Here is a 24,316-nt window from a genome sequence, read left to right on the forward strand (position 1 = left end):
GTTTGCTGATTATTGAGGATCATCAGATTTTTACCGCACCACCAGCCGCCTTGGCGGCACATCACAGAGGGGAAACTATGCTGCGTCGAGTGAAGAAGGAAGAAGTCCAAACCGAAACATGGGCCCAGCCCGACCCTCTCGACTACTGCCTGGACGCATGGAAGACCTGGATGTACGCCGGTGGCCGGCGCAACCTGGATGTCAAGATAATGGGCGGTTTGGTCGGAGACGGCGACGGCCATGGCGGTGACCTCCATGAGGCGCAGCACAGCCATGATATGCGGCTCGGCGCCGCCACCGATGCCATGATCGAGAGCCTGTCGCGGCTGCACGCATGGGCGATCTATCGTAGCTGTGGCATCGCCACCGCATGGCGCTTCCCGAATGCCGACCTGATGACGACTGCCGCCGAGGCCAAGGTCGAGTTGGTGCAGAAGCTGCGCAAAAACAGTTGCACTGGCAGCCTGTTCTGATTTATAGTTCGGTCACCGGGGCATTCGTTCGCCCTGAGAAAAGCAAGCCCGCCTCGAAAGACGCGGGCTTTTTCTTTTTCCGCTTCCGGGAACGCCATGAAACCACTGCACCACCGTGACGAGATAGTCAGGGCTGTCGTGACGTTCAACTGGCCCAGGCTCAACCAGCTGGCGAACCAGCTAGCCGACGCTGAGCGTGGACGCGAGATACTTCAGGCAAAGGGGTATGGTGCTCACGGCATGTCAGGCAGCGAGGTAGCCGCATTGGTTCCTGCATCAAACCCTCACAAGGAATGACGATGCGCATCAATGCCAATCCCAATCACCCCGACTATCGTTCCGATTACGTAGGGTGTCACGTCTACCTCGGAGATCGCCTGATGGAGCGCGTGATAGCTGCTGACGATGGGGCTGGTGAGGTGGAGGTGGCGATCATCGATGAGCAGGGCTTGATCGCAGTTGACGGTGCCGGCAAACCCCTCACCGAAGTACATCATGGCGCAGTTCAGATCGTGAAGTTTGGCAGTTGGCGCAGTGCGCACCGCATAGGCTACGAGGCCTGGATGTCGCGCCGCATAGAGGCGGCACATCAACGTTTCATGAAAGCTTCCAGCTCGCTCCCAGCCTGATTCATGACCAAGCTCACCGCCCTCAAGCCACGCCTGCAGGTGGCCAGTACCAGCCGCATCCAGCCGCTGGCTGCCACCGTGCAGCGCAAGCGCGGCAGCGCCGGCGTTCGTGACCGCCAGTCCATCCGCGAGCGGGACGAGGGCATGTGCCAAGAATGCAAGCGCCAGGGCAGGACCAGGCTGGGCTCTGCGGTGGATCACATCGTGCCACTGTGGCAAGGCGGGTCCGACGAGGACGACAACAAGGAACTGCTCTGCACCCCCTGCCACGACGCGAAGACGGCCCAGGAGGCCGCTCAGCGCGGCGGCAGGGCCTTCTGAGCGCGGTCTGACCCTGACCCCAGGGGGGTATCGAAAGTCTAGGGCCGGGCGCCGCCGGACACCGCGGGTACCTCACGCGCAGAAAATTTCCCCCGTGGAGGATTTTGTTAATGGGTTTAACAGGGAGGAAGCGGGCCTTCGCCGATGCCAAGTTGGCCGGTCTCTCGAATAAGGACGCGGCAATTGCGGCTGGTTACAGCGCAGCGACGGCATCGGCCGCCGGATCGCGACTTGTTAAAAATGCCGAGGTGTCGCAGTACCTGGCCGAGCAGGCAAAAGAACTGCGCAAGCGGGGCGCCGGCAAGGCCGCGCCGGCCACCGGCAAAGCAGCGGCGAAGGCACCGGCGACTAAGCCTGAGCGCCCGCCGTTCGACCTCGCCGCACTGCTTCACCATTCCGACCCGAAAGCGTTTCTCAAGGCGGTCATGAACGAGCCGACGGTCGACATCAAGCACCGCGTCGACGCGGCCAAGAGCCTGATGCCATTCGAGCACAAGAAGCTCGGCGAGGGCGGCAAGAAGGACCAGCAGCAGCAGGACGCCGAGAAGGTCGGAGGTCGAAGCCGGTTCGCTGCCGCTCAGGCGCCGCGCCTGGCCGCCGCCGGCGGGAAGAAGGTCTAAGCCATGGAGTGGAGCACAGCCTGCCAGGATTGGTGGCAGCGCCTGGTCGCGCGCCAGTCGATCATCCCGCCGCCGATTTTTCCGGACCAGGCCGAGCAGGCGCTGGCGGTCTTCAAGGAGCTGCGCGTTGTCGACCTTCCTGGCCAGCCCACGTTCGGCGAGTGCAGTGAGCAATGGGTGTTTGACTTCGTCGCAGCGATCTTCGGCGCATACGACTCGGAGACCGGCAACCAGCTGATCCGCGAGTTCTACCTGCTGATCAGCAAGAAAAACACGAAGTCCACGATCGCGGCCGGCATCATGCTGACGGCCGTAATCCTCTGCTGGCGTAATGAGGAAGAACACCTGATCCTGGCGCCGACCAAGGAGGTGGCGGACAACTCGTTCAAGCCGGCCGCTGCGATGGTGCGCGCCGACCCCGACTTGATGGCGCTGTTTCACGTGCAGGACCACATCAGGACGATCACGCACCGGGTGTCGCGGGCATCGCTGAAGGTGGTGGCGGCCGACACCGACACCGTCTCGGGCAAGAAATCCGGCAAGGTACTGATCGATGAGCACTGGGTCTTCGGTACCCGGGCGAATGCAAGCGCCATGTTCCAGGAGGCCACCGGCGGCCAGGTGTCGCGCAACGAGGGATGGGTTATCTATCTGACCACGCAGAGCCAGGAGCCACCGGCCGGCGTGTTCAAGGAAAAGCTGCAGTATTACCGCGATATCCGCGACGGGAAGATCGAGGACCGCAAGAAGCTAGGGGTGCTCTACGAGTTCCCCGAGCACATGATCAAGTCGAAAGCCTACCTCGACTCGGCCAACTTCTACATCACCAACCCGAACCTGGGGCGGTCGGTGAGCGCGGAGTGGCTGGCCGACCAGTTGCGGGAGCTGCAGCACAAGACGGATGGTTCGCTCCAGACCTTCCTGGCCAAGCACCTGAACGTCGAGATCGGGCTGAACCTGCGCTCTGACCGCTGGGCCGGCGCCGACTTCTGGGAGGCCGCAGCCGAACCAGGGCTGACGCTAGATGCGCTGCTGACGCGCTGCGAGGTGGCCGTGGTAGGCATCGATGGCGGCGGCCTGGACGACCTGCTGGGACTTGCTGTTGTGGGGCGCGAGCGAGACACACGCCGCTGGTTGCTTTGGACGCACGCTTGGGCGCACAAGATCGCACTGGAGCGGCGAAAGGAAATTGCGCCGCGGCTGCTGGACTTCGCGGCGGCCGGCGAGCTTACCTTGGTCGAACGCCCGGGCGATGATGTGGAGGCGGTAGCGGACATTGTCTGCCGCGTCCGCGACGCAGGGCGACTGCCGGAAAAGCAAGGAGTTGGCGTCGACGGCGCCGGTATCACCGATGTGGTTGATGAACTAGTCGTGCGCGAGTTCACCACGGATGACATCGTGGCGATCTCGCAGGGATGGCGCCTGAACGGCGCGATCAAGACTTCGGAGCGAAAGGTCGCGGGCGGTGAGTTGCTGCATGCCGGTCAAGGCTTGATGGCCTGGTGCGTCGGTAACGCGCGAACCGTGCAGCAGGGAAACGCCACCTCCATCACCAAACAGGCCAGCGGCACCGCGAAGATCGATCCGCTAATGGCGACGTTCGATGCTGTCTCACTGATGGCGCTCAATCCGGTGGCCTCGGGCGGCCGGTCATTCTGGGATTGCTAAATGAGTATTTGGGGTAAGTGGTTCGGACGCAAAGCGGCCGCGTTCACGTACGACCAGGTCGCCGACCTGATCGACGGCTTCGGCGCCGGCCGGGTGGCCGGACTGCCGGTCAACGATAAGACCGCCCTGCAGGTCGCTACTGTGCTGGCCTGCGTCAAGGTGATCGCTGACGGCTGCTCGACGCCGAAACTGCACGTGTACCGCGAGGACAGCGAGGGCCGACGTCAAAAGGCCACCAACATCCCGGAATATCGCTTGCTGGCGCGCCGGCCGAACGAATGGCAAACCTCCTTCGAGTGGCGGCGCCAGATGACGATCCATGCGGCGCTGACTGGAACAGGGCTCTCCATCAAAGTGCGAGGTGACAACCGCCGCGTGCGCGAGCTACTGCCAGTTCAGCCAGGGCACTGGACGGTGTCCAGGCTGTCGCGCTACGAGCTGCGCTACCGCTGCTGGGATGAGTTCGGCCTCATCGGAGAATTTTCCCCTGACGAGGTGTTCCTGCTCAACGGCATCCAGTGGGATTGGGTTGAGAGCATGAACGCCGTGAAACTGGCCCGGTCAGCCATCGGGCTGGCCATGGCCAGCGAACAGAGTCAGGTGGCGATGCACGAAAACGGACTGCGCGCATCCGGCGTGTACTCCGTGGAGGGCACGCTCAATCCCGAACAGCACGAGCGACTGACGGCTTGGCTGCGCGACAAAAGCGGGGTGCGGAATACCGGCGCCCCCTTGGTGCTGGACCGCGCCGCCAAGTGGTTGAGCACCGCTATGACCGGCGTGGATGCGCAGCATGTGGAGACGCGCCGACTGCAGATCGAGGAGATTTGCCGCAGCTACGGCGTGTTCCCGATCATGGTCGGCCACTCCGACAAGGCGGCCACCTTCGCCAGCACCGAGTCGTTCTTCGGCGCGCACGTCAAGCACACCCTGGCGCCGTGGCACGAGGCCTGGAACCAGCGCCTGGACGAAACGCTGCTGGACGGTTCCGGCCCGCTGTTCACCGAGTTCGATCTGCGCTACCTGTTGGCCGGCTCGATGGCCGACCGTGCGCAATGGGCGCGGACCATGGTGGAGACGGGCGTCTACACCCGCAACGAAATCCGCGATATGGACGGCAAGGACCCGCTGCCAGGCCTGGACGAACCGCTCACCCCAATGAATATGAATACGAACACCCCGAAGAAAGGAACCGGCAATGACTCGACCACGCCTTGAGCGCCGCAACGCGGCCGGTGGCCGCCAGGTGCGCGCATTCTCGCTGCAGATCAGGGCGACTGGCGACGACGGCAGCGTCGAGGGCTATGGCTCTGTCTTCGGCGTGCGCGATGACTACGACGACGTCATTACCGCTGGCGCGTTCCAGGCATCGCTGGCGGCGCACAAGGCCGCCGGCACCATGCCCGCCATGCTTTGGCAGCACGACCAGACCGAGCCGATCGGCGTGTGGACCGAGATCGTGGAGGACGCGAAAGGCCTGCGCATCAAGGGCCAGTTGGCACTCGACACGGCGCGCGGCAAGGAAGCCTATGCGCTGCTGAAGATGGGTGCGCTGAACGGCCTGTCCATCGGCTTCATGGCGGTGAAGTGGTCCTATGACGCTGAGCTGCGCGTGCTGTCCGCCGTCGACCTGTGGGAGGTGTCCCTGGTTACCTTCCCCGCCAACCGCGAAGCTCGCATCACTGGTATCAAGGCGACCGACGTCGCCGGCATCAAAACTATTCGTCAGGCCGAGCAGGCCCTGCGGGATGCAGGGTTCTCGGCTGACTCGGCCAAGGCGTTTCTCGCCGGGGTCAAACGCATCGCTTTGGATGAGCGGGACGCTCATGAGGCGGCTGCGGCAATAGAGGCTGCCGCGAATCGGCTGCTCCATTCCCTCACCACCTGAAAGATACCCAACATGAAGAAATCCATCCTGCTGGCCACCATGGCCGCCCACTTCGCCGCCTTCCAGGCCAAGGCTGCCGTTTTGCCCTACGAGAAGCGCGACGAGCCGAGCCTGGGCAAGGTCGCCGAGGCGATCGACAAGATCGGCACCGCCTTCGAAGAATACAAAAAGACCAACGACGCCAGAATCGAGGCGATCAAGGCCGGCAAGTCGACCGCTGACATGGACGCCAAGCTGGCGCGCATGGACGAGGCGATGGACTCGCTCAACGAGCAGAAGAGCCGCCTGGAAAAAATGGAAACCAAACTGGCCCGTCCCGGCGCCTTCAATGGCGGCGACCGCGAGCAGCGCGAGAGCGCCGAGGAAATCGAGTACAAAAGTGCCTTCTTCGACTGGATCCGTGCGCCCCTGGACCGCGACCGCGAGCAGCGCATGACCCAGGCGCACAAGGCGCTGGAAGCCAAGGCAGCGGCTGGCGGCCGCGAGCAGCGCGCCACCCAGACCGTCGTCGGTACCAACGCGGCCGGCGGCTATGCTCTGCCCAAGTTCGTCGAGCAGACCATCGCGCGCCTGTCCACCGACATTTCGCCGATCCGCCAGATCGCCACGGTGCGCCAAGTCGGTACCACCGACTATCACGAGATGTTCGATGTGAACGGCGCCGGCTTCGAGTGGCTGGGCGAGGGGGACACCCGCAACCAGACCAATACCCCTGACCTGGTGGAAATCATCCCGACCTTCGGCATGGCCTCGGCCAAGCCGCAGGCATCCGAGGAATCGCTGGACGACCTGTTCTTCAACGTCGAGAGCTGGCTGGTGGATTCCGCGTCCGAGGCCATGGCCGCTGGTGAAGGCGCCTCCTTTGTCTCTGGCAATGGCGTGAAGAAGCCGACCGGCATCTTGGCCGGCCCGACCCCGGTTGCCACCGCCGATGCCTCCCGCGCCTTCGGCACCTTGCAGTATTTCGCTTCCGGCCAGGCGGCCGCGCTGCCTTCCAGCGCCGACGTGTTCTTGGACATGATCTACGGCGTGCGCGCCCGCTACCGCAACAACGCTCAGTGGCTGACCTCCAAAGCCGTGCTGGCCGGCCTGCGCAAATACAAAGACAGCACCGGCCAGTACCTGTGGCAGCCCGCGCTGACCGCTGGCCAGCCGGCCACCTTCCTGGGCTACGGCATCACCGAGGCCGAGGACATGCCCGCCGTCGCCGCCAACTCGTTCCCGCTGGCCTTCGGCGACTTCAAGGAGGGCTACCTGATCTGCGACCGCGTGGGCATGCGCATCACCCGCGACGAGATCACCACCCCGGGCTTCGTGAAGTTCTATGTGCGCCGCCGCGTGGGCGGCAAGCTGCGCAACACCCAGGCCATCAAGCTGCTCAAGATCGCCACCTCGTAACACCCCACTGCAAGACAGGAGGCCCGCCGAGAGCGGGCCATTTTCATTTCAAGGGAGTGTGTATGAAGCTGATCGCGAAGCAGGATTTCAAATGGGCGCATCGCGGCGTCCAGGTCGAGGAGTTTTCGGCCGGCCAGGAGATCGAGACTGAAGACGAAGACTTGATCAAAGTGGCGCGCGAAGAAGGCTGGGCCGAAGAAGTTGGCGCCAAGGGCGCCAAGGCGAAGAAGCTTGCCAATGACGGCGAGCACGAATAATTCCAAGGATCGACATGTCGAAGACGATCAAATACATCGGCAGCCAAGACGGCTGGCCCGAGATCTCGATCACTGGGAAGCAGTCCGTGTGGCGAATCGGCCAGCAGGAAGCCCGCGGTGACTCCGAGGCTGATACGCTGCTGCTGACCGGGCTTTTCTCGCTACTGTCGCAAACCCCGCAGTACCCTGCCACCGCGCTGCCGGGCGCGCCTCGCCTCATTACCATCCCCGAAGGCCAAGCCCTCACCATCACCGGCGCCGCTGGCGCCTCGGGTACCGCCGCGCTGCAGGGTTCCAGCCAGACCTGGGCGATTGGCGCCGGCACGCTGCCCCAGATCGGCCCCTACAGCGGCACCCGTCAGGTGCTCATCACCTGCTCCGCAGGCAGTATTGATGCGACGGTAGGGGATGCGGTGCTGGCTGTGCAGGATAACGGCGACCGCACCGCATTCGTTGTTGGCGATTCCTTGGCGAATTTCTCCTACTCGGAAGTTGTTGCTGGGGCCTTGACCACTAAATTCATTAGCTCGAATGGCGCTGTTGGCATTGCCATGCGTCAAATGGGGCAGCGCCTGAAAATCATCGGCCGCGCCGCAAAGGGAGGCTCTGGAGCCATTGTCACCGGCGGCACCCCGTTCGCAGATCAGATCACCGCAGCGATAGCATCCGGCGCACGTAACCTGATCATCGGTTCGCTTGGCGTCAATGATATCGGCCCCGGCAATACTGGTGCTGCCGTGTTTGCTGCCATGAAAGTGCAGGTCCAGCGCGCCCGCGATGCCAAGATGCGTGTTTTTTGGTTTGACATTGCGACCGTTCAATCTGGCGGTACGTGGTATAGCGCCACTACCAACGGTGAAATTCAACAGCTCAACTCCCTGATCAAGGGATACTGCGACAGCACGCCAAACTGCTACTTCATCCGTTGCGGCTCGTCCATCACTGATCCTGTCAGCACCACCGGCAATTTCCGTGGTAATGCCGTCATACCTGATGGAGGGGCGTTGCACCCGACGAACTACAGCGCGTATTTCGGCGGGAAACAGGCTGGCATCGACATGGCGGCCATCGTGCCACCCGTCGATATCCTGCTGAAATCAGCCATCGATCAGGTCGGCTATTCCAGCAAGAGCCGCAACATTCTGGATAACGGCCTTATGCTGGCGTCAAGCGGCGGCCTGGCTACGGGTTTTACATCCAACCCTGGCGGCGGCCTAAATGCAACGCCAAGCATCGTGGCACGTGCTGATGGCTACGGAAACAACCAGCGTTTCACCTATAGCTCCACTACTGGGGGATCGCACAATTTTCAGATAACAGGGATTCAGTCGCGTATCGCTGACGGGGATATCGTGGTATTTCAATTCGAGGCGACGCTGACGAATCCTGTGGGTATTCGCAACGTCCGCGCTGAGGTTTATCTGAATGGCGTGACCGCACAAATGCAGGCGTTCGATAATTTTATCGACGCATCGAACGACACGGCATACCCAGAAGGATGGACTTGGACATTCCAGACGCCGCCATTGACCTACAACGCGGCAACCATGGGTGCACTGGGTGCATCGACCGCCACTGTCTATACCAGCACGACTGGCGGCACGGTTAGCGGCACGTTGGACGTTGGCCGCATGAGCATCGTCAAGCAATGACCCTCACCACCGAAACCGGCACCGGCCTGCCGAATGCCGACAGCTACGCCAGCGTGGCGCCTGCAGGAGCTGCATCGTGAGCGCCATCTGCACCGCGCCTGCCACCGCACTCGCTGTCGATCTGGCTGCCGCGCGCGAGGCGATCCGCATGACCGAGACCGACCTGGATGGCCAGCTCACCCTGTCTATCCAGGGCCTTGCCGCCGAGGTTGAGAGCATGACGGGGCAGTGCCTGATGGAGCAGGGCTGGCGCGTGACGCTGGACCAGTTCCCGGCGCCGTGCGCGGGCGAGGCCGTGATCGAGTTACCGCACCCGGCGCTGGCCGTCCAGTCGGTGACCTATGTAGATTTGGCCGGCGCCAACCAGACGCTGGCTCCGGCAGCCTATGAGCTGGTCGTGGAGCGCTACCGGTCCTACCTGTCGCCTGCGACCGGCAGCTGGCCAGCGGCCGCCGCGCGCCCGCGCGCCGTCAAGATCAGCTGCACCGCAGGCTATGGCAGCGACGCAACCAAGACCCCGCCGGTGGCGCGCCAGTACATCCTGGCCCGCCTGGAGCTGGAATACTGTCCGCCGCTCAATCCGCCCAGCCGCGAGATCCTGGACCGCATGCTGGACTCCCTGAACTGCTACGCCTGATCATGCCGAAGAACCGGAAGGTACAGCTGCAGCACCGTGGTGGCGTCGATGGGACCGGTCAGCCGCTCGACGACACCTGGAACACGTTCGCCCATCCGTGGGCCGAGGTGCGGGACGTCAGCGGCCGCGAGTTCATCGCGGGCGACGGCATGCAGTCGGCGGTGACGACGCGGATCCGCATCTGGCGCCGCACCGATGTCACGGCTGCCATGCGCGTGCTCGCTGGCGCCGTGGCCTACGAGATCCTGGCGGTGCTGGAGGAGGGCGCGGATACCACCCTGCTCATGTGCAAAAGGATAAACCAATGAGCTTCACCGTCGACCTCTCCGGCTTGGACCAGGTGCAGGCCAAGCTGCGCCAGTTCGGCCATGCCATCCAGAGCGAGGTGGCCATCGAGGGCGCGGCAGCCATGGCCAAGGTGATGCAGACGGAAGCGCAGCACCTGGCGCCAAGCTCCACGAAGGAGCACTGGTTCTACGGCACCCAGTTCAAGAAGACCGGCAAGAAGTACCTGTTCCAGCCGGGGAACCTGCGCCGCGCGATCTACCGTGTCTACTCGCGCGAGAAGTCGAGCCTGACCGTGCAGACCTACCGAGTGAGCTGGAACCACACCAAGGCGCCATACGGCTACATGGTGGAGTTCGGTACGGCCCGCGCCGCCGCCCACCCGTTCATGCGGCCGGCCGTGGCGCGTATGCCCGATGCGATCGCCGCCGGAAAAGCGGCCATCACCGAGAAACTGTCCCTGGTCATGGGTGAGCTATGAGCGTTGAAGAACTGGTGTACGGCGCGCTGGCGGGCCTGGCCAGCGGCCGCGTCTATCCGGATGAGGCACCAGACAATGTCGTTGCGCCGTACATCGTCTACCAGCAGGTGGGTGGTGACGCGATCAACTACGTGGAGCCGGCCATGCCGGACCTGCAGAACGCGCGCATTCAGATCGCCGTGTGGGCGAGCCGCCGCGCCGACGCATCCGCCCTGGCATTGCAGGTCGAGCAGGCCATGCGCCTGGCCGCGCAGCTGCAGACCACCGTGCTCGGCGCGCGCCGCAGCGTCAGCGACCCCATCGCCAAGCTGCGCGGCAGCCAGCAGGACTATTCCATCTGGGTGCCGAACGAGTAGCGCCCCAAGAAATTCGCCCTTCATGGGCAACAACCCAGCCGCCGCGAGCGGCTTTTTTTACGTCCATCGAAAGGAAACACCATGGCACAAGTACCTACCGGTACCACGTTCCACATCGCAACCAGCTACGCAGCCCCCAAGACCGTGACGGGCATCAGCAATGCCGCCGAGGCAGTAGTCTCCTGCACGGCGCACGGCTATGCAAACGGCGACGTCGTCGAGATCAGCTCTGGCTGGGGCCGCATCAATCGCCGCGTATTTCGCGTGAAGGCGGCAGCCGCCGACGTATTCACGCTGGAGGGCGTGGATACCACCAACCAGACCTTCTTCCCGGCCGCCAGCAGCCCCGGCACCGTGCGCAAGATTACTGCTTTCACCCAGATTCTGAAAGTGGTAGGCACCAATACCAGCGGCGGGGAATCGAAGGACGTGGAGTACAAGTACACCGAGTCCGACGTGGCCTACAAGATCAACGACGGCTTCTCGGCAACCAGCTACACGCTGGACCTGGATGCCGACGCGATCTCCGACCCTGGCTACCAGGCCTGCAAAACCCTGACCCAGGTGCAAACCGACACTTGCCTGCGCATGAATACGCGGAACGGGGGCGTGTTGTACCAGCCCTGCACCGTGGCGCTGAACGAGGCCGTGAAGCTGGCGGACGGCCAGATCAACAAGGTCAGCTGCGCCTTCAATGGCAACAACACCCTGACTCGCTACTGATCGTAACCGAGTGTCTCCTGGCCCGCCGCGCGCGGGCCTTTTTACGCCCGCTCGGTCGCACCTTGCGGGTCTTTTTACCTTTCCCGAGAGCATAAAAAATGACGCAAAAATTCAAGCTGGGCGCTACCCCGAAGAACTTCCAGAAAAACGTCGAAGTGGTGCTGCACGACGGCAGCGTCGCCAAGATCGCCTTCACCTACACCTACCGCAACCGCATCGAGCTGGCCGAGCTGCTGGACGAGAAATTCGCCGCCGACAGCGCCAAGGCCAAGGCCGCCAAGGAGCAGGCGGAAGCCGCCGCCGAGGCCGCGCTGAACGCCGCCGAAGCCGGCGAGAAGATCGATGCCCCCCTGCCGTCGGTGGCCGAGCTGGTGCGCAAGGACGCCGAGGAGCGCGCGGAATTCACCCTGCGGCTGGCCGAGGGCTGGGACCTGGACGAGCCGTTCACCAAGGAAAAGCTGGTAGAGCTGGAATACCGGTTCCCTGGCACCCTGGGCCTGATCGAGATGACCTACCGCAAGGCGGTCATGGAGCACCGCGCAAAAAACTAGAAGCCCTGGCGCGGAAGTTGTACGAGCGCTTGCCCACGGCCGAGGAGCTGGAGGGCAGCGGTTTCGCGCCAGAGGACTACGAAACTGACCCGGTCGAAATCTGGCCGGAGAACGAGGCAGCCCTCGACCTGTTCATGTCGCTGGGCAGCCAGTGGACCATGGGCCCGAGCGGGCCCGTGGGGCTGAACTACCTGGTGCTGTACGCGACGCTCGACCGGATGGACATACCGCAGGCCGAGCGCAATGCACTGCAGCGCGACGTTCAGCTGATGGAGGCCTACGCGCTGGCCGAAACGCGCAAGAAGCACTGATGCCGCCTACGGGCGGCTTTTTTATTTGGAGTTGGGATGAGCGATACGGTCGGCACTGGCGTCATTGAGCTCTCGGTGGGCACCAGTGGCGTTGAAGCTGGAATGCAGCGGGTGGAAACTGCCTTCACGCAGGGCACCCGCACGATTACCAGCCTCGGTACCGCCGGCACCGCCGCCCTCGATGGCATCGCCGCCAGCAGCAGCACTGCCGCCGCCCGTGTCGACAACGCTACGCGCAGTCTGGCTAGTTCCGTTGAGCGAGCCACCGCTGCTCTGGAGTCCGGCAAGAAGTCGAGCGCCGACTATTTCGAGGCGCTGGCCATCCGTCGCGGCGCCAACATGGACGTGCTGGCGCCCTACATCGCCCAGTTGCGCGAGGTGGAAGTGGCCCAGCAGCGCGCCGCCCAGGCCGCCGAGCAGACCCGCGCCGCCCAGCAGGCCGCCGCCGAAACCGCCCGCACGGAGGCAGCGGCACAGCGGGAGGCTGCCCAGGCGCTGGCCGGCCGCGAATCGTTCCTGGCCGGGCTGCGTGAGCAGATTGCCCTGTACGGCCGCTCGTCCGAAGAAGTGCTGCGCTACCGCGCCGCCGTCGCCGGCGTCTCGGCCCAGGCTGATCCGCTGATCGATCAGCTCCAGAGCCTGCGCGCAGCCCACGAGCAGGTGACTGCCGCCGCCCGCGCTTCGGCCGAGGCCGAGCGCCAAGCGACCCAGGTGCAGGCTGGCCGCGACCAGTTCGTCCAGGGCCTGCAGGAGCAGGCCGAGGCCATCGGCCGCACGCGCGCAGAATTGCTGGAGCTGCGCGCCGCCCAGCTGGGCGTCAGCACGCAGGCTGCACCCTTCATCGCACGCATCCGCGAGGCGGAGCAGGGCCTAAACCGCACCGGCGTCTCGGCGGCGCAGACCGCTGCCGCGTTGCGCGGCGTGCCGGCCCAGTTCACCGACATCGTCACCTCGCTGCAGGGCGGCCAGGCGCCCCTGACCGTCTTCCTGCAGCAGGGCGGCCAGCTTCGGGACATGTTCGGCGGGGCCGGCGCCGCGGCGCGCGCGCTGGGCGGCTACATCGTTGGCCTGGTCAATCCGTTCACCGTGGCTGCCGCCGCGGCTGCGGCGCTGGCCCTAGCCTACAAGCAGGGCAGCGCTGAGGCCGACGAATACCGCCGTGCCCTCGTCATGACAGGCAACGCCGCTGGCACCACCACAGCCCAGCTCGCTGGCATGGCCCAGGCCATCTCCAAGCAGGTCGGCACCCAGGGTGATGCCGCCACCGCGCTGGCCGAGCTGGCCGCCACCGGCCAGGTGGGCGCGGATAACCTGCAGCAATTCGGCGCCACGGCCGTGCGCGCCCAGGAATCGCTGCAGGCCGCGATCAGCGATACCGTCAAGGATTTCGCCGAGTTGGGCAAGTCGCCACTGCAGACCAGCGAAAAGCTGAACGAGAAGTACCACTACCTGACCCTGGCGGTTTACGAGCAGATCAAGGCCCTGGAGCAGCAGGGCCGCAGCGAAGAAGCCGCCACGGTAGCGCAGCAAGCCTACTCCGACATGCTGAACAGCCGGTCCGGCACCATGAAGGAAAACCTGGGCACGCTGGAGAAGGCCTGGAAGGGTGTTGCCGACTTCGCAAAAGACGCCTGGGACAAGATGCTCGACGTGGGCCGCGAGGACTCGTTTGATAAGCAACTGGCCAAGGCTGAGGCCGCCCTGGAGAAGGCCAAGCGCGCCCGCTTCACGTTCGCCGGCGGCGGTGCTGATGGTAAAGCTGACCTCGATAATGCTCAAGCCGAGGTGGACCGTCTCAAGGCCAGGGCCGATGCAGAGAAGCGCTTGGCCGGCATCCAGGCTGATAAAGTCAAGCTGCAGGAGGCTGGCGCCGCTTGGGACAAGGAGGGCGACAAATACCTCACCCGTCGCGAGCAGCTGGAGCGCGACATCATCGCCAGCCGCAATAAGGGCCTAGCGGCCGGCGTCAGCGATGCCGAGATCGCCAAGCGAGAAGTCGAGATCCGCAAGCAGTACGCCGACATCTTCAACGCTGGCATCGACTCCCAGCTGGAAGCCATCAAGCGGCGTGGCACCGTCGAGGACGAGGTCGCGAACCGCTCGCGCACGCTGCTGGAATCGAATAAGGCCGCCGGTCTGGTCACGGAAGAGGACTACCTGCGCGCGGTCGAGCAACTCGACCAGGTCGCCTTCACCAAGCAGAAGGATCGCCTACAGCAGGAGCTGCGCCTGACGGCCGGCAAACAGAACAGCGAGAAGGACCTGGCGGCGCTGCGCGGCCAGATCGCGGACACGGACGAGAAGATCCTGTCCCGCAAGCTGAAGCTGCAGCAGGACCTGGACACTCTCGACACCAACAACACCCGCAAGGCCGCCAACGGCTATGCCGACCTGGTCGACAAGCAAGACGCGGTGGTGCGCTCGCTGCAGCAGCAGGTGCAGGCCCAGCGCGACGCCAATGACCAGATCGGCCTCAACGCTACCGGCGTGGCCGAGCTGACGGCAACCCGTCTGGAAGAGCTGGCGGTCGACCGGGATCTGGCAGCGATCACGGCCGACGGAATTGATCTGTCCGGACGCCTGGGGGACAAGTACCGCGAGGAAGCCAAGGCCCTGCGCGACCTGGCTACGGCCAAGCGGGAGGGCGCCGTCAAGGAGGTTGCCGTCAGCGCCGCCAAGGACGCCGCCGACGCTGCCAAGAAGATGGCGGACGACATCCAGTCTTCGCTGACCGACGCGCTGATGCGCGGATTCGAGAACGGCAAGTCCTTCGCTGAGAACCTGCGCGACACCACCATCGCCATGTTCAAGACCATGGTGCTCCAGCCGACCATCCAGGGCGTAGTGAGCGGCGGGTTCAGCGGCATCACTGGCACCGGCGCCAGCACCAACAGCGCGACGGCCGCGCTGCAGGCCGCCAGCGGCTTGGGTGGCCTGTACAACACCTTCGCCGGGTTGGGCGGCACCGTCAGCACTCTGGGCAACGTTTTTGGCTCGTCGGCCGTCGCCGCGTTCGGCGCTGGTCTGTCTGGCGGTGCCGGCGTCACCGAGGCGATCGCGGCGTACAACGCTGCAGGCCTGACCAGCGTCGGTAGCGCCATGAGCGCCGGCGCCAGCGTCTCGACCGGCATCAGCACCGCCATCGCCGCTATCCCTGGCTGGGGCTGGGCCGCCCTGGGCGCGGCAGCCATCGGCGCCTACCTGCTCAACGATGGCCCGGAACAGAACACCCGCCTCACGTTCACCTCGAACAATACCCCGGGCGCGATATCGATCAACGAGCGCGGCAACGAGGGCAAGAACAGCGACAAGTACATCGCGGGCAGCGGCACGTCCGCTTTCGGCAGCTTCGGCGTGTCGTCCACCTTCTGGGCACCGGCCGAGAGCGAGACGATCCAGTCGTTCATCAAGACCGTCAGCCAGACCGATGACGCGCTGGCCAGCTTCCTGACCACGGCCGAGAAGGCCAGCGTTAGCAGCTACCTGACCGGCAAGAACTACACGGCCAACACCGGCGCCGAGGGCAACATTGGCGCTTCCGGCGAGGAGCTGTCCAAGGTCTTCGCCCAGCGGATCAACAACATCCTGGAGGGCATCGAGCCGGGGCTAGCGTCGCTGGAGTCCGGCTTTACCGGCACGTCCCAGGAGCTGGCCAGCGAGGTCGCCGCGTTGCTGCAGTACCGCGCAGCGCTGAAGGACAGCGGAGAGGCGGTGTTCGGTACCACGGTGACCCTGCAGCAGATTGCCGCGCTCAAGACGCCCACCGAGGCCACCAGCGAGGCCCTGGCCCGCATCACCAACGAGTTTGCCGCCACCAACCAGGTGGCCGCCCTGCTGGGCAAGGACACCGCCACGGCATTCGGTGCCGCCGGCTTGGCCAGCGAGGCCGCGCGCGCCCAGATCATGCTGCTGTCGGGCGGACTGTCCACCTTCACTTCCCAGGCCAGCAGCTACGCCCAGAACTACCTGACCGAGGCCGAACGCTTGGCGCCGGTCAGCAAGGCGCTGGACGCGGCGCTGGCCAGCATGAACCTGACCACGATCCCGCAGACCCGGGACGAGTTCAAGGCCCTGGTCAGCTCCCTGGACCTGTCAAGCGAGGGCGGGCAGAAAACCTATGCCGCGCTGATGAGCGTGCAGGAGGCCTTCGCCCAAGTGCACCCGGCCGCCGAGGCCGTGGCCACCACGGTGAAATCGGCCGCCGACATCGCCAGCGAGGCAGCCGACCTACAGAAACGCCTGAACGAGGCAACGCTCACCACGGCCCAGCTGCAAGACCTAGAGCGCGCCGGCCTAGCCGAGGTCAACCGCACGCTGTACGACAGCGTCATCGCCGCCGAGGCAGCCAAGGCCGCCACCGAAGCCAAGGCGCAGGCCGACCAGGCTGCAGCGGAGGCGCTGGCCAGCACCAATGCCAGTTACCAGCAGCAGATCGACCAGCTGCTGGCGGCGCGCCAGGGCGAGGCCGGCGTGCGCGCCCTTGAGACGGCCGGCATGGCCGACAGCACCATCGCGCTGTACGACCGTCTGGCCGCCCTGAAAGCCGAAGATGCCGCTGCTTCCGCCGCGGCGCAGGCCGCCCAGTCCCTCGCGAGCGCCAATTCCGGCTATCAGCAGCAGATCGACCAGTTGCTGGCCGCCAGGGAGGGGGAGGCCGCTGTACGTGCGCTGGAAACCCGTGGTATGGCCGACAGCACCGTCGCACTGTACGACCGGCTCAAAGCGTTGCAGGCTGAAGATGCGGCCGCAGCCGCAGCCGCCTCCGCACAGCAACAGGCCGCCCAGGCACTCGCGAGCGCCAATGCCAGCTACCAGCAGCAGATCGACCAGCTGCTGGCCGCCCGAGCCGGCGAAGCGGCGGTGCGCGAGCTGGAAATCCGGGGAATGGGTGCGTCGACCGTCGCGCTGTACGACCGGCTGGCCGCGCTGAAAGCAGAGGACGCGGCGCTGGCGGCCAGCGCCGCGGCGGAGCAGAAGCTACGTGATGCTGGCGTCGCCAACGCCCAGGCCGCACAGCAGGCCGCCGCCCAGGCCGCGCAGCAGCTGGCAAGCGACATGGCATCCAAGGAATTGGAGCTGTACAACCTGACGCATACTGCCGCCGAACAGCTGGCGCACTCGCGCGAGCTCGAACTGGCCGCCATGGGCGCCGCGCTGCGCCCGATTCAGCAGCAGATCAATGCTCAGAAGGACCTGGCCAGCGCCGCCACGGCCGCCGCCGCCGAGATCGAGGCCGCCGCCCAAAAAGCCCAGGCGGTGGCCACCGAGCGCGCCGGCATCCAGAGCGCAATCTGGCAACTGACCGGCGACACGGCTGCAATACGGGCTGCCGAACTGGCCGGGCTGGACGCGAGCAACCGTGACCTGAAACAGCAGTACTACGACATGCAGGACAAACTGGCCGCCGACCAGCGGGCCGCCCAGATGGCCCAGCAGATGGCCGATGCCCAGCAGAAGGCAGCCGACGAATCGAAGCGGGCCGCCGAGGCGTTGAAATCGGCGTGGCAGTCCGCTACCGACTCCGTCATGGATGAGGTCAAGCGCATCCGCGGCCTGATCACTGGCAATAGTCCCGAGTCTCTGGCCGATGCCCAAGGCGCTTTCGCCATCGCCACAGCCAAAGCCCGCGCCGGTGATCAGGAGGCGGCCAAGACGCTGCCCGCGCTATCGCAGGCGATGCTGACCTTGGCTGAGGCGCAGGCCGTGACCGAGGCTGATATCCGCCTCGCTCGCGCCCAGGCCGCCGCCAGTCTGACGATGACGGCAGGCTTGCTGGCTGACCAGTATGCGCTGACTGTTCCGAGTTATGACGTCGGAACCGATTACGTGCCCGGCACCGGGCTGGCCCTGATTCACCAGGGCGAAAAGATCATCCCCGCCGCGTACAACAACCCATTCACCCCGCCTGCCAGTAGCGACAGCGACTCGGCCGCCGAGATTCGCGCATTGCGCGCCGTGGTGGTTGAGCTGAAGGCCGAGCTGGCGGAGTTCCGCCGGGAGAACGGAAACGGTCTGTACTCCATCGCGAAAAGTTCGATGACCACAGCGCAAGGTGTGGATGCCGCCATTTCGGGCCAAGCCCCATTTGCAGTGAAGGTAGTCACAGCATGATCATCATCGATCCGGTAGCCATCACCACGTCGGCGCTGGTCTCCACTAATGTCCCTGCCGAAAACCCGCAGTACCGCGCCGATGGCGTCTATGCGCTCGGCGAACTGGTGAACTACGACAGCGGAGAAATCCACAACGTGTATCAGCAGCTCCAAGGCGTGAGCAAAACCGTTGCGATCACGACTGGCACGCCAGCGCTGATTGTTCTGGCCTCCCACGGCCTGGCAGCCGGGCAGCCGGTGAAATTGACCACCACCGGCGGCCTACCCACCGGATTGACCGCCGGCGCGACGTACTACGTGGTCAACCCGACCACCGGTAATTTTCAGCTGGCGGCCACGCCCGGCGGCAGCGCGATTGCGGCGACAGGAGGCCAATCCGGAACCCATACGCTGACGATAAATGCTATCGGTAAGCCGGTCACGGACACGACGTACTGGGGCAAGGTGAGTGCGCGAAACGCCTGGAAGATGTTCGATGAATTCAATAACACGGCGACCGAAAACCCCGAGTCCATCACCGTCGTTCTGGCGCCAGGTGCGATCTGCAGGGGTGCGCTGCTGGTGGTCGAGGGTTCGAGCCTGGAAGTGTCTATGACCGACCCTGTCGATGGACTGGTTCATTCTCAGACGCAGAGCCTGCTGGTGTCGAACAGCGGCAGCAGCTATTACAACTGGATGTTCAACCGGATCGTGCGACGCAAGGTCGCCATCGCGCTGGGCCTGCCCCCATACGCGCGCGGCCAGATCACGATCACCATCCGAAACCCAGGTGGCATTGCCAAGTGCAGCATGTGCCGGATTGGCCCCGTGCTGGACGTGGGGCTGAGCCAATACGGCATCAGCCGCGGCATCAAGGATTACAGCGCGGTCACCATCGCGCCCACCGGTGAGGACGCCACCGTTGTGCGCGGCTTTGCCAGGACGATGAGCCTGGACATCCTGGTCCCCAACGGGGAGGTGGACACGGTAATCGAGATGCTGGAGCAGTACCGGCAGCGCTCGGTCGTCTGGGTCGGCAGCTCCCGTTTCAAGCACACCGCCGTGGTGGGGGTGTTCGAAAGCTTCCAGAACGTCATCCAGGACAACGTGTTTTCGAAATGCTCGGTGTCCATCCGAGGAAAGGTCTAAATGTTCTCTCCAATCTCCCAAATTGTGACCGCACTGCGGTCCATGTCGCAAGAGGTGTTTGACGCGGCCATCGATCAGTTCATGCGCCAGGTGCCTACCACCATCGACCAGATGAACACGCTGGGCTATCAGACCGACCAGAATCGCATTGCGGCCGGTGATAGCGCCACCCTGGCAGCCACGAAGGCCACTGCGGCCGCCGCCAGCGCCGCTGACGCCACTAGCGCAGCTGCTGCCGCCACCGTGGCCGCCAACGTCACGAAATGGGTCAGCGGCACCAACTATGCCGACGGCACCGTGGTCTGGTCTCCCATCACAGGGTATCCATACCGCCGGATCGGCGCCGGCTCCGGCACCACCGACCCGTCGCTCGACACCGCGCACTATGTGCTGCAGCTGTTCGTGCTGGGACTGGGCGGCACGATGCTCACTGGCTCGGCCACCTGGACCGCCAACTCGCGCGGCGCGTTCCACGTCACGCCGACCGAGCCGGGCCTGTACGCGGTCCTGGCCGACGCCACCACCTGCCTGAAATCGGCGCTGCAGCAGTCGGTATACAACGCTGGTGAATATGACTACGGCATCCGCGACGCCGCCGGCAATGTGCTGGGCTGGGTCCGCCCGGGCACCACGGTCATCGTTGGCCTGGCGGATAACTCTACCGTGGCCGGTGTGTGGATGATCTCCGGCATCTCGAAAACAGGGGTGACCGCCCAGGTGTCGATCCCCTCGCTGCAGAGCGGTGGCACCATCCGTCGCGTCACCATCGACAGCGCGCGCACGATGCTGGTCCTGCCGGCAACCACCGGCATCTATGCCGTGGTCTACGATTCGAGCGCTCGCACCTGGACGACCACGCTGGTGCGCACGGGCAGCGGCAATGTCAGTGCAGGCGCGGTGTTGTCAGGGCCTAATCAGGTGCTGCTGGTGAGCACCTACGGCACTGATTTCGAGGCTACGACCCTGACGGTGTCTGGCACATCGGTCACGCCAAATACCGGTGGCACCGCCGCTGTCACGCTGCCGTATTCCAGCGCTAACATCCAGAGCAATCCAGTGGCGGTGGGCTCCAGCTGGGTTCTGCCAATTTACACCGGCGCGAATTGGACAATCCGGGCAATCAGCGTGTCTGGAACCAGTGCGTATGTCGGCGCCGAGGTGGATGCCATATCTACCTTTATGGAGCCACGAATATTCGCTGTCGGTAGCGTGGCGCGCGTTATCAGCAGCACCATAGGGGCAGTGAGCTGCACACCGTACACGGTGTCTGGCACCACGCTATCGCCAGGCACTCAGGCTACGGTGTCGGCCGACACGAATGGCTGCCGTGTGACCATGAACGGCAACGGTAATATCGTCGCACTGTACAGCGCTGGCACCTTACGGGCCGCCATTTTCAAATTGACCGGGACAACCGAGGCCGTAACCAGCGCTGCCGCCGATTCAGCCGTCTATACCGGGGGCAGTGTTGGCGGATTCCTAGGTATCGAGGTAGGCGCGATTAGCGCCAACAAAACGGTGTTCTACCAGCCTGGTGATCGAGTCGGCATCATTACCGACTCTGGCGGCACCGTCAGCGTTGGCACGAACCGCGCCGTGGGCGGCGGGAGCACGTCCCGGGCATTCCTCGGCATGTCCGGCACCACTGCGCGATTTGCGCTCGAAACCCCCGCCGGTGGATCGCACCTGGTTCAGATCGATTGCTCCGGCACCTCGCCCAATGTGCTCGGAGTGGCACAGACCAACCTATCGCTGGCTTCGCCGGGTCCCACTCAGGAGGATGGTAGTCGCAGCCCATTTTTGCTGCTGGCCGGCGCCGGAGCGACCAGCGCAGCCCACACTATCGCCTCGAGCAGTGCTGCCGCCAGGCCGCAGGGCCTATTTTCAGCCAACCGCGTGCGCAGCAACCCTGCGCTTCCGATCATGCCCATGTATGGCGTTGCCGGCGCGGCGAGCAATGAATCCTGGTTCATCGGCACGCTCATTGGCATCAACATTTACCACGTGGAGGCCGCAGCATGATGTCCCTCAACACCGCCAACGGTGCCAGTTTTGGCCCATTCCAAACCGCCCAGCCTGTCGATGGCGGCTGGCTATGCGATGGGATTTTCTATCCCACCGCCGTGATCGGCCCGGCCACCATCAAGCGCGTCGCGCCGCCACCAAATCCCCAACCGGCCAACCCGGCCATTCAATGAAAGTGCCCACATGAGCGAACCCGTCACGGTCACCGCTGCCGCAGTTGCGGCTGCATTCCGCGAATACCTCCCCGGCGCCATGGGCGCGGCCCTGGCCCTGAAATTCCTGGGGCCAGCACTCACCGTCCGGCAGCGCATCACCTCGTTCGCGGCCGGCCTCGTCTGCGCCGCCTACCTGGCGCCGGCCGTCATCGAGTTTTTCCACATCGAGGGCAACCGCGTGCACGCCGGTATTCAGTTCCTGTTCGGCCTGTTCGCCATGGCCACGGCGCGCGAGCTGTTCGTGGAGATCAACAACGCGGACCTGATCGGCGCCCTCAAGCGCCGTTTCCTGGGAGGCGGCCAATGATCCACCTCGCATCCGGCGCCGTCGCCGCGGCCTGCGTCTGGGCCGTCTTGAACCCCCGCCTGCACACGCGGACCTTGGGCACCCTGGCCCTGTCCCTGCTGGGCATCCTCGCAACCATAGTGAGCCTGTCATGAACCTGTCCGAGCATTTCACCCTGGAAGAACTGGTGGCGTCGCAGATCGCAGCGCGGCGCCGAATCGACAACCGACCTGGCCCGGCCATCATCGAGAACCTGCGGCGCGTGGCCGGCGTGCTGGAGCAGGTGAGGGCGGCCGTGGGCCGACCCATCACAGTCTCCAGCGGGTACCGCTGCCCAGCGCTCAATACGGCAGTCGGCGGCGCCAGTAGCAGCGCCCACCTGCAGGGCCTGGCGGCCGACATCACCGTGAGCGGCATGGCGCCCAAGGATCTGGCCAAGGCCATCATCGCGGCCGGCGTGCAGTTCGACCAGCTGATCTACGAGGGCGCCTGGGTGCATATCGGGCTGGCGGCCGGCCCGCTGCGGCAGCAGGTGCTGACCGCGACGTTTGCGCCGGGCGGCGTGGTCTATTCAGCGGGGATTGCGTGAGCGCCCTGGGTGAGCTGGCCGGCGCCGCGGGCGGCAGCCTGGCCTGGCGCGTGGCCACGGCCGTGCTGGCGGGCCTGCTGCTGATCGTCAGCGCTGGCGCCGGTACCGGCTGGTGGCTGGCAGCCTCGGCGCGCGACCAGGCGCTGGCTGATCTGAAAGCGGAGCAGGGCACCAGTGCCGGGCTACGCGCCAGCATCGCTGTGCAGAATGCGGCGGTGGAGGGCATGGCCAGGGCGACGGCGGAGGCAGCGGCGCGCGGCCAGGCTGCCCAGGCGCAGGCCCAGGCCGCCGGCCGGCGCTACGACGCGGCGCTGGCCCAGCTGGCCGGCGCGCGGGCGACCAGCTGCGCGGATGCTATGCCGGTCGTGAATCAGCTGCTGGAGCAGGTGCGATGAGGCGCGGAATCGGCAACTTGCCCAAATTGGCAAGTTTGGCCGCCGCCTTGCTGCTGACCGGCTGCGCCACCCGGCCGCCGCAGCCGGTGGAGGTGAAGGTCCCTGTCGCCGTGCCGTGCGTGACGGCGGCACCAGGGCGGCCGGTCTACGAGTTCGACCGACTGCCGGCCACAGCCAGCGATGGGGAGAAGGTGCTGGCCTTGGCGCGAGACTGGCTGCGCGGACGGAAATACGAGGCCGCACTGGAGGCGGCACTGGCGGGCTGTCTTTGAATAATTATATACACACAAAAAGCCTTGTGCTTCAAAATAGGTGTGTATATAATTCATCCATCACAGCAGACAACCCACCGGAGAACGCCATGACAACCGCAATCGAATTTGCAAAAGACCTTGCCACCAAATTCGCCCATGAGCTCAACGCAGCTCCGCACGAAATGCAGAATTGGGGCAAGCTCGGCAAGGACGACGAACTGCCGGCTGGCGATTACGCTGCCATAGTCTCGCAATTCGGCGAGTGTGATCGTGACACCGAGGTTGCTTACAAAGATGCGTTCAACGCCACCGCCCAGTTCAAACGGGGGCGTCCCTAGCACCATGGCGAGCGGTAGGCGCGTCAACGTCTACCTCGACGCTGTCAGTCTGGCCCGGGCCGCCGAGCTAGGCGACGGCAACGTCAGCGAGGGAATCCGAGCGGCTCTCGCCCAAAGATGATGGTGGCTAAGAGGCGGCTGCGGGCCGGCGGACCAGCCTCACCGCCGCCGGCGGAAACCACTCCTCCACCAGCCCCTCCGGCGTCTCCCATTCCACGCACACCGGATTAACGATGCCCTCGTGCGTGTGATAGGTGCCGGTCGGCGATTTGAGATTGCTGGCCAAGACCACGCCGGGCCGGCCGTACAGACCACCTCATCGCCCTCTTGCAGGTCGACGTCATCCATGGATTTCCTCCCCTATAGGCCGCGCCAGCGCGGCGGCCTGGTTGCGCACGTTGCCTACAGCGCGGTCGCGACAGCCTGCTGGCCTGGAACATGGCTGGCGGCCGCCGCGTCCAGGGCCTGGCCAACCGGCGCGAGTACGAGCGGCGCATGTGCCTGGGGCTGCTGAAATGAGTGCCCTGGGCGAACTGGCCGGCGCCGCCGGCGGCAGCCTGGCCTGGCGCGTTGCCACGGCCTGCTGCTGATCGTCGGCGCCGGCGCCGGTACCGGCTGGGGGCTGGCCGCCGCGGCGCGCGACAAGGCGCTGGCCGACCTGAAGGCGGAGCAGGGCGTCAGCGCCGGCCTGCGCGCCAGCATCACGGTCCAGAACACGGCGGT

Annotated in this window: 26 protein-coding genes; all 26 read left to right on the forward strand. The window is 65.0% G+C overall.

From position 1 onward, the window contains the following. The first annotated feature begins 77 nt into the window (after nucleotides 1-77). The 26 genes from ACLB1G_RS21880 (at nucleotide 78) to ACLB1G_RS22005 (ending at nucleotide 23,593) form a co-directional block, all read left to right on the forward strand. Complete coding sequence (locus ACLB1G_RS21880) at nucleotides 78-473, forward strand: hypothetical protein (RefSeq protein WP_491629361.1); 396 nt, start codon at nucleotides 78-80, stop codon at nucleotides 471-473. Nucleotides 474-772: 299 nt separating this feature from the next. After that, nucleotides 773-1,102 (forward strand): hypothetical protein, encoded by a 330-nt coding sequence (locus tag ACLB1G_RS21885; protein ID WP_491629362.1) that lies wholly within the window; start codon nucleotides 773-775, stop codon nucleotides 1,100-1,102. Nucleotides 1,103-1,105: 3 nt separating this feature from the next. Further along, nucleotides 1,106-1,423, forward strand: coding sequence for an HNH endonuclease (locus tag ACLB1G_RS21890; protein WP_491629363.1), 318 nt, complete (start codon nucleotides 1,106-1,108; stop codon nucleotides 1,421-1,423). A 110-nt stretch (nucleotides 1,424-1,533) separates the two neighbouring features. Next, nucleotides 1,534-2,043 (forward strand): terminase small subunit, encoded by a 510-nt coding sequence (locus tag ACLB1G_RS21895; protein WP_491629364.1) that lies wholly within the window; start codon nucleotides 1,534-1,536, stop codon nucleotides 2,041-2,043. A gap of 3 nt (nucleotides 2,044-2,046) precedes the next feature. Then, nucleotides 2,047-3,711 carry a terminase large subunit gene (locus ACLB1G_RS21900; protein ID WP_491629365.1) on the forward strand — a complete coding sequence of 555 codons (1,665 nt, stop codon included), beginning with the start codon at nucleotides 2,047-2,049 and terminating at the stop codon, nucleotides 3,709-3,711. Continuing rightward, the gene (locus tag ACLB1G_RS21905) at nucleotides 3,712-4,929 is read left to right on the forward strand and encodes a phage portal protein (protein WP_491629366.1); all 1,218 of its coding nucleotides are present in this window, start codon (nucleotides 3,712-3,714) and stop codon (nucleotides 4,927-4,929) included. Next, nucleotides 4,910-5,599 (forward strand): HK97 family phage prohead protease, encoded by a 690-nt coding sequence (locus tag ACLB1G_RS21910; protein WP_491629367.1) that lies wholly within the window; start codon nucleotides 4,910-4,912, stop codon nucleotides 5,597-5,599. Before ACLB1G_RS21905 ends, ACLB1G_RS21910 begins: the two co-directional genes overlap by 20 nt. Nucleotides 5,600-5,611: 12 nt before the next feature. Beyond that, the gene (locus tag ACLB1G_RS21915) at nucleotides 5,612-6,997 is read left to right on the forward strand and encodes a phage major capsid protein (RefSeq protein ID WP_491629368.1); all 1,386 of its coding nucleotides are present in this window, start codon (nucleotides 5,612-5,614) and stop codon (nucleotides 6,995-6,997) included. Nucleotides 6,998-7,059: 62 nt separating this feature from the next. Beyond that, on the forward strand, nucleotides 7,060-7,254 hold the full coding sequence (locus ACLB1G_RS21920; protein WP_491629369.1) for a hypothetical protein: 195 nt from the start codon (nucleotides 7,060-7,062) through the stop codon (nucleotides 7,252-7,254). A 14-nt stretch (nucleotides 7,255-7,268) separates the two neighbouring features. Next, nucleotides 7,269-8,906, forward strand: a complete 1,638-nt coding sequence (locus ACLB1G_RS21925) for an SGNH/GDSL hydrolase family protein (protein ID WP_491629370.1) — start codon at nucleotides 7,269-7,271, stop codon at nucleotides 8,904-8,906. Nucleotides 8,907-8,982: 76 nt separating this feature from the next. After that, the gene (locus ACLB1G_RS21930) at nucleotides 8,983-9,543 is read left to right on the forward strand and encodes a head-tail connector protein (RefSeq protein WP_491629371.1); all 561 of its coding nucleotides are present in this window, start codon (nucleotides 8,983-8,985) and stop codon (nucleotides 9,541-9,543) included. Between the two features lie 2 nt (nucleotides 9,544-9,545). Further along, nucleotides 9,546-9,851 (forward strand): phage head closure protein, encoded by a 306-nt coding sequence (locus ACLB1G_RS21935; RefSeq protein ID WP_491629372.1) that lies wholly within the window; start codon nucleotides 9,546-9,548, stop codon nucleotides 9,849-9,851. Continuing rightward, complete coding sequence (locus ACLB1G_RS21940; RefSeq protein ID WP_491629373.1) at nucleotides 9,848-10,309, forward strand: HK97-gp10 family putative phage morphogenesis protein; 462 nt, start codon at nucleotides 9,848-9,850, stop codon at nucleotides 10,307-10,309. The genes ACLB1G_RS21935 and ACLB1G_RS21940 overlap by 4 nt, the downstream gene beginning before the upstream one ends. Next, the gene (locus ACLB1G_RS21945; RefSeq protein ID WP_491629374.1) at nucleotides 10,306-10,665 is read left to right on the forward strand and encodes a DUF3168 domain-containing protein; all 360 of its coding nucleotides are present in this window, start codon (nucleotides 10,306-10,308) and stop codon (nucleotides 10,663-10,665) included. Before ACLB1G_RS21940 ends, ACLB1G_RS21945 begins: the two co-directional genes overlap by 4 nt. Nucleotides 10,666-10,746: 81 nt before the next feature. Continuing rightward, nucleotides 10,747-11,388 carry a phage tail tube protein gene (locus tag ACLB1G_RS21950; protein WP_491629375.1) on the forward strand — a complete coding sequence of 214 codons (642 nt, stop codon included), beginning with the start codon at nucleotides 10,747-10,749 and terminating at the stop codon, nucleotides 11,386-11,388. Nucleotides 11,389-11,486: 98 nt separating this feature from the next. Continuing rightward, nucleotides 11,487-11,939: a phage tail assembly chaperone gene (locus ACLB1G_RS21955; protein WP_491629376.1), complete on the forward strand. Its 453-nt coding sequence runs from the start codon at nucleotides 11,487-11,489 to the stop codon at nucleotides 11,937-11,939. Between the two features lie 29 nt (nucleotides 11,940-11,968). Continuing rightward, nucleotides 11,969-12,250 (forward strand): DUF1799 domain-containing protein, encoded by a 282-nt coding sequence (locus tag ACLB1G_RS21960; RefSeq protein WP_491629377.1) that lies wholly within the window; start codon nucleotides 11,969-11,971, stop codon nucleotides 12,248-12,250. Between the two features lie 111 nt (nucleotides 12,251-12,361). Further along, nucleotides 12,362-18,361: a phage tail length tape measure family protein gene (locus ACLB1G_RS21965; protein ID WP_491629378.1), complete on the forward strand. Its 6,000-nt coding sequence runs from the start codon at nucleotides 12,362-12,364 to the stop codon at nucleotides 18,359-18,361. Beyond that, on the forward strand, nucleotides 18,358-19,491 hold the full coding sequence (locus ACLB1G_RS21970) for a hypothetical protein (RefSeq protein ID WP_491629379.1): 1,134 nt from the start codon (nucleotides 18,358-18,360) through the stop codon (nucleotides 19,489-19,491). Before ACLB1G_RS21965 ends, ACLB1G_RS21970 begins: the two co-directional genes overlap by 4 nt. Continuing rightward, nucleotides 19,492-21,513: an autotransporter outer membrane beta-barrel domain-containing protein gene (locus ACLB1G_RS21975; RefSeq protein WP_491629380.1), complete on the forward strand. Its 2,022-nt coding sequence runs from the start codon at nucleotides 19,492-19,494 to the stop codon at nucleotides 21,511-21,513. Continuing rightward, entirely contained in the window at nucleotides 21,510-21,689 is a 180-nt protein-coding gene (locus ACLB1G_RS21980; protein WP_491629381.1) for a hypothetical protein, read from the forward strand. The genes ACLB1G_RS21975 and ACLB1G_RS21980 overlap by 4 nt, the downstream gene beginning before the upstream one ends. A 10-nt stretch (nucleotides 21,690-21,699) precedes the next feature. Further along, complete coding sequence (locus ACLB1G_RS21985) at nucleotides 21,700-22,038, forward strand: holin (RefSeq protein ID WP_491629382.1); 339 nt, start codon at nucleotides 21,700-21,702, stop codon at nucleotides 22,036-22,038. Nucleotides 22,039-22,168: 130 nt separating this feature from the next. Continuing rightward, nucleotides 22,169-22,606 carry a D-Ala-D-Ala carboxypeptidase family metallohydrolase gene (locus ACLB1G_RS21990; RefSeq protein WP_491629383.1) on the forward strand — a complete coding sequence of 146 codons (438 nt, stop codon included), beginning with the start codon at nucleotides 22,169-22,171 and terminating at the stop codon, nucleotides 22,604-22,606. Continuing rightward, entirely contained in the window at nucleotides 22,603-23,001 is a 399-nt protein-coding gene (locus ACLB1G_RS21995; protein ID WP_491629384.1) for a hypothetical protein, read from the forward strand. The genes ACLB1G_RS21990 and ACLB1G_RS21995 overlap by 4 nt, the downstream gene beginning before the upstream one ends. Beyond that, the gene (locus ACLB1G_RS22000; RefSeq protein ID WP_491629385.1) at nucleotides 22,998-23,273 is read left to right on the forward strand and encodes a hypothetical protein; all 276 of its coding nucleotides are present in this window, start codon (nucleotides 22,998-23,000) and stop codon (nucleotides 23,271-23,273) included. Before ACLB1G_RS21995 ends, ACLB1G_RS22000 begins: the two co-directional genes overlap by 4 nt. Nucleotides 23,274-23,362: 89 nt before the next feature. Next, entirely contained in the window at nucleotides 23,363-23,593 is a 231-nt protein-coding gene (locus tag ACLB1G_RS22005; protein WP_491629386.1) for a hypothetical protein, read from the forward strand. Nucleotides 23,594-24,316 lie beyond the last annotated feature (723 nt).

The sequence above is a fragment of the Duganella kummerowiae genome, from assembly GCF_053572355.1.